6 protein-coding genes are annotated in these 5,142 nt (G+C 63.8%); 5 read left to right on the top strand and 1 reads right to left on the bottom strand.

The annotated features are described in order from the left end of the window. Window positions 1-242: 242 nt before the first annotated feature. Window positions 243-1,352, top strand: coding sequence for an MFS transporter (locus QP140_RS09545; RefSeq protein WP_284759419.1), 1,110 nt, complete (start codon window positions 243-245; stop codon window positions 1,350-1,352). Window positions 1,353-1,504: 152 nt separating this feature from the next. Next, complete coding sequence (locus tag QP140_RS09540; RefSeq protein WP_284759420.1) at window positions 1,505-2,782, top strand: MFS transporter; 1,278 nt, start codon at window positions 1,505-1,507, stop codon at window positions 2,780-2,782. Between the two features lie 183 nt (window positions 2,783-2,965). On the opposite strand, the gene QP140_RS09535 is transcribed toward QP140_RS09540, so the two are convergent. Next, complete coding sequence (locus QP140_RS09535; protein ID WP_284759418.1) at window positions 2,966-3,337, bottom strand: hypothetical protein; 372 nt, start codon at window positions 3,335-3,337, stop codon at window positions 2,966-2,968. A 486-nt stretch (window positions 3,338-3,823) separates the two neighbouring features. Between QP140_RS09535 and rplN the strand changes: the two genes are divergently transcribed. From rplN to rplE, 3 genes are read left to right on the top strand one after another with little or no spacing between them, the layout of a single operon-like run. Further along, a complete protein-coding gene (gene rplN, locus QP140_RS09530) occupies window positions 3,824-4,195 on the top strand; it encodes a 50S ribosomal protein L14 (RefSeq protein WP_070758299.1) in 372 nt (123 codons plus the stop codon). Then, window positions 4,196-4,507, top strand: coding sequence for a 50S ribosomal protein L24 (rplX, locus tag QP140_RS09525; protein ID WP_012359597.1), 312 nt, complete (start codon window positions 4,196-4,198; stop codon window positions 4,505-4,507). It begins immediately after the preceding gene. A gap of 2 nt (window positions 4,508-4,509) precedes the next feature. Further along, window positions 4,510-5,091: a 50S ribosomal protein L5 gene (gene rplE, locus QP140_RS09520; RefSeq protein ID WP_012359598.1), complete on the top strand. Its 582-nt coding sequence runs from the start codon at window positions 4,510-4,512 to the stop codon at window positions 5,089-5,091. Window positions 5,092-5,142 lie beyond the last annotated feature (51 nt).

The raw sequence follows: 5,142 nt of genomic DNA, 5'->3' as shown, positions 1-5,142 counted from the left end.
AAGCGCGACATCGAATGCAACGGCTATGTTGAAGGGGCGAAAGCCACCGGGTGGAAACAAGCCATCAACCAACTAGCCGTGGCTTACCCCGACCGATTCGCGGACTACTTGTAAACCAAGCCCCCGCACACAAACAATCGGACACTCTCCCAGCAGAGGACAAGCTGGTCACACCCGCCTTCGCCCTCGCGTGGGTCATTAACTTCACGCAGTACCTGGCTTTCTACATTCTGGTCACGACGATGGCCCTCTACGCGGTGAAGCAGTTCGCGGCCTCGGATGCGGCGGCTGGTTTCGCCTCCAGCTCCTTCGTGGTCGGAGCCACGGTGGCGCGCTTGTTCTCCGGCTACCTCGTGGACGCCTTCGGCAGGCGTCGGGCGCTGTGGATGTCACTGGTCGTGGTTGCGGTCAGCAGTCTGGGCTACCTGCTGGAGGGCTCCTTCTGGGTGCTGATCCTGGTGCGCATGCTGCACGGCCTGAGCTACGCGATCGCCTCCACGGCGGTGATGACCACCGCCCAGCGGGTGATCCCGCCGGCACGCCGCGCGGAGGGCACCGGCTTCTTCGCATTGGGTAATACGCTCTCCACGGCGCTGGGCCCGGCATTCGGGCTGTTCCTGGTCGGTCAGTTCAGCTACCGCGCGTTGTTCACGACGACGATCGTGGTTGCGGTGGTCAGCCTGGTTCTCGGCGTCCTACTGGGAATGACGGCGGGGGAGCGCGCCGCAGCAGAAGAGGCCCGCGGCGCGGAACGTCCGAGCTTCCACGCCTCGGACATCGCGGACGGTCGGGTCGTGCCGATCGGTGTGTTCATGCTGATCGTGGGCGTGAGCTACTCGGGCGTGATCACGTTCCTGATGAGCTACTCGGAGGAGCGGGGCACGCAGACGGGCGCCTCGGTGTTCTTCCTGGCTTATGCCGCCGCGATGTTCATCTCCCGCTTCTTCCTGGGCCGTATCCAGGACGAGCGCGGCGATAACGCGGTGGTGTACTTCGGCGTGGCCATGTTCATCCTGGCGTTGGTGGTGCTGGCGCTGGCGGGTAATGACGCGCTGGTCATCGTTGCTGGTGTGCTGAGCGGTCTGGGTTATGGGACGCTGATGCCCGCTTCGCAGGCGATCGCGGTGCGGTTGGTGGATGCCTCGCGGCTGGGCACCGGCATCTCAACCTTGATGTTGCTGGTTGATGTGGGCGTGGCCCTGGGGCCGATCTTCCTGGGCTCCCTGATCAGCGCGACGGGGTATTCGGCGATGTACCTGCTGCTCGCGGGCCTGGTCGCGGTGGCTGGGGTGTTCTACTTCTTCGTCCACGGGCGGCGGCCGCAGGCCAGGCAGGGGTACGCGGAGGCTTAAGCCGACGCCTGGCTGCACAACGCGGTGGGCTAGCGTTAGTTGATATGGCACGTGATGGTGATGAGTTAACGCAGGGGGCAGGAGCACGACGGGAGTCCGGCGGGGAGGCCGGCGGCGCGCAAGCGCTGGGGACTGCCGGGGAGTCGAGTTCGGTGGCTGGACAGAAGCCCGATGCGGGAGCTGGCGAAAAGCCCAACTTGGCGGGTGCCGAGAAGCCTAGCTCGGCGGTAGCCGAGAAACCAGCGGTACCGCAATCTATCTGGGTGCTGGTCGCCGCGGCCTTCATCATCGCCCTGGGCTATGGACTGATCGCGCCGGTGTTGCCGCAGTTCGCGCAGTCCTTCAACGTGGGGGTGGCCGCGGCTGGCGCGGTGGTCAGTATCTTCGCCTTCTCTCGCCTGGCCTTCGCTCCGGTCTCTGGGCGGCTGGTGGATCGCCTGGGCTCGCGGCGCGTCTACCTTTCGGGCCTGCTCATCGTCGCGTTCACGACCGGGCTGGTCGCGTTCGTGGGGGAGTACTGGCACATCCTGCTGCTGCGCGCGGTCGCTGGCATTGGTTCCACGATGTTCACGGTTTCCGCGATGGGGCTGATTGTGCGGCTCTCCCCACCGGAGATCCGCGGGCGCTGCTCCAGCCTGTATGCCACGGCCTTTCTGCTGGGTAATGTGTTGGGCCCGGTGCTGGGAGCGATGCTGTCGGTGCTGGGCATGCGCGCTCCCTTCGCGATCTATGGCGCGGCGGTATTCCTCGCGGCAGTTGTGGTGTGGCGGCGCATGCCCGCCTCTGTCGGAGTACAGCAAACCGAGGGCGGGCCGCCGACTACCCCGATGCGCTTCCGCGAGGCCTTCGCGGACTCCGCGTACCGCAGCGCCCTGGTTGGTGGATTCGCCAATGGCTGGCTGAACTTCGGGGTGCGCGTGGCGACCCTGCCACTGCTGGCCGCGGCCATCTTCGAGTCGGGCGCCGCCTACGCGGGGCTGGCGATGGCCACCTTCGCCGCGGGCAATGCCGTGGTGCAGCAGTTCAGCGGGCGCGCGGCTGACCGAGTGGGACGCAAGCCGCTGATCCTGGTTGGGCTGCTGGCCAACGGTGCGTTCACGGCGGCGCTGGGCTTCTCGGACCGGGTGTGGTCGCTGTTGCTACTCAGCGTGCTGGCCGGTGCCGGTGCCGGGCTGTTCAACCCGGCGCAGCAGGCGGTGCTGGCGGATGTGATCGGTGCGGAGCGCTCGGGTGGCAGGGTGCTCGCGAACTTCCAGATGGCGCAGGACACCGGCTCGATCCTGGGGCCCATCATCGTGGGGCTGCTGATTCAGTGGGCTGGCTTCCGCGCGGGCTTCCTGGCCTGTGGGGTGGTCGCGGGGCTTGCGGTAGTGGCGTGGTGCTTCGGTAGGGAGACGCTGCGCAAGCCGAGCTCGGTCTCCGCGCTCTAGGGGGCAGGCAGCGCTACCGCGGGTGCGGCAGGGCTGCTGCGCGCCACGGCAAAGCGGGGAGGGAAGCGGAGATAGCGGGGAGTGGGAGTCCAGTGGGAAAGACAAGAAAAAGCGGGGCCCGAGGGTGATCCTCGGGCCCCGCTGGGGCTCAGGCCGGGCGCTTAGCCGGGCAGAGCGGCAGTATTACTTCATGAACTGCTTGGCGATCTTCTCGATGTTCGCGATCAGAGCGGAGATGGAGCCCAGGAAAGCGACGATAGCGGCAACGCCGGCAGCAATATCCTTGAACTTCTTGAAGCCGTCGGTCGGCTTCTCGCCCGGCTTATCCCAGCCGAAGAACTTAGCAAAAGCAGAGCGGCCATCATCGTCGCCGTCCTGGTTGTTGTTGCTGGAGGAGCCGGTGGTGCCCTGCTCGTTGTTGGTGTTGGAGCCGGTGGCTTCCTGCTCGGCCTGAGCGGTGATCGGGGTCGGCGCCGGACCCTCCTCAGCGACGGCGACGCCGTGGGACAGAGCGACGGAGGAAGCAGCTGCGAGTGCGATGATGGTCTTCTTCACGAAGAATCCTTCCCGGCCCCTGATGTCGAGGACCGATTGTGTCAATGAAGTGTGAGAACGATCCGGCGCTGAATCCTCATGCACCACCGGCTCCCCGGTGCTGCCACGAACCCGGGCGAAAAATTTTCGACCACGTCCAGCGCGTACGCAGCAAAGTATAAGCGAAAGATGATAAAAAAGCATCTCTATTTTTAGGTCTTTTCGGCGCTCCGTGCAGTTCGTCGGTAAAGCTCCAGCATGCGCTTGAAAATATCGCCGAAAATAGCACCTTAAGGTGCTGTAAATCACAGTTCGTAGCGCCGGAATTAGGCGGCTCATAGCATCTCGCTTCCCAAGATTTGGGAGGCCAGCCAGCCTGTGCCATAATGTGCAGGTTGCCTCGCGCGGGCACGCTTTGTCGTGCGCGCAACAACCGAGGCAAGGACCGCGTGCGTGAGGGTCGGAAATCCCGCGCACACCAACTACTAGGTTCTAGGAGACTCTAAAGTGCTTCAGCAAGAATCGCGCGTGCGAGTAGCTGACAACTCGGGTGCCCGGGAAATCCTGGTCATCCGCGTGCTCGGCGGCTCCGTCAAGCGCAGCGCTGGCATTGGCGATGTCGTGGTTGCAACCGTCAAGGAAGCAGCCCCAGGCGGCACCGTCAAGGAAAACGAAATCGTGCGTGCAGTCATCGTCCGCACCAAGAAGCCAACCCGCCGCCCAGACGGTTCCTACATCTCTTTCGACGAGAACGCAGCCGTCATCATCAAGGCCAACGATAACGACCCACGTGGTACCCGTATCTTCGGCCCAGTCGCTCGTGAGCTTCGCGAGAAGAAGTTCATGAAGATCGTTTCGCTTGCTCCGGAGGTGCTGTAAATGAAGATCCGCAAGGGCGATACCGTCATTGTTATCTCCGGCCCGGACAAGGGTGCTAAGGGCAAGGTCATCGAGGCCTACCCGAAGCGCGACAAGGTTCTTGTCGAGGGCGTCAACCGCATCAAGAAGCACGTAGCCAACTCCGCCCCTGAGCGTGGCGCAGAGTCCGGCGGCATCGTGACCCAGGAGGCACCGATCCACGTCTCCAACGTGATGGTCATCGACTCCGACGGCAACCCGACCCGCATTGGTTACCGCTTCGAAGACGGCAAGAAGATCCGCGTATCCAAGCGCAACGGGAAGGACATCTAAGGATGAGCGACAACTACACTCCTCGTCTGAAGGCTCAGTACCGTGAGGAAATCCGGGAAAAGCTGCAGGCCGAGTTCAACTTCGACAACGTCATGCAGATCCCTGGCGTGACCAAGGTTGTCGTCAACATGGGCGTCGGCGACGCTGCACGTGACTCCAAGATGATCAACGGCGCAATCGCTGACCTGACCGCAATCACCGGCCAGAAGCCGCAGGTCCGCACCGCGAAGAAGGCAATCGCTAACTTCAAGCTGCGCGAGGGCATGCCGATCGGCGCCCGCGTCACCCTGCGTGGCGACCGCATGTGGGAGTTCCTGGACCGCCTGCTCACGATCGCCCTGCCGCGTATTCGTGACTTCCGCGGCCTCTCCGACCGCCAGTTCGACGGCCACGGTAACTACACCTTCGGCCTCTCCGAGCAGACCATGTTCTACGAGATCGACGTGGACAAGATGGACCGTCCGCGCGGTATGAACATCACCGTCGTCACCACTGCCACGAACGACGAAGAGGGCCGCGCGCTGCTGCGCCGCCTCGGCTTCCCGTTCAAGGACAAGGACGGCAAGATGCAGCAGGCTGACTAGTTTCTAGTCTTCTGTAGCACTCTGGCAGCGCCCCACCGATCACGGTGGGGC

Source organism: Corynebacterium sp. UMB9976 (assembly GCF_030212265.1).
Taxonomy (GTDB): Bacteria; Actinomycetota; Actinomycetes; order Mycobacteriales; family Mycobacteriaceae; genus Corynebacterium.
This window is presented reverse-complemented; position numbering and strand designations above follow the sequence as displayed.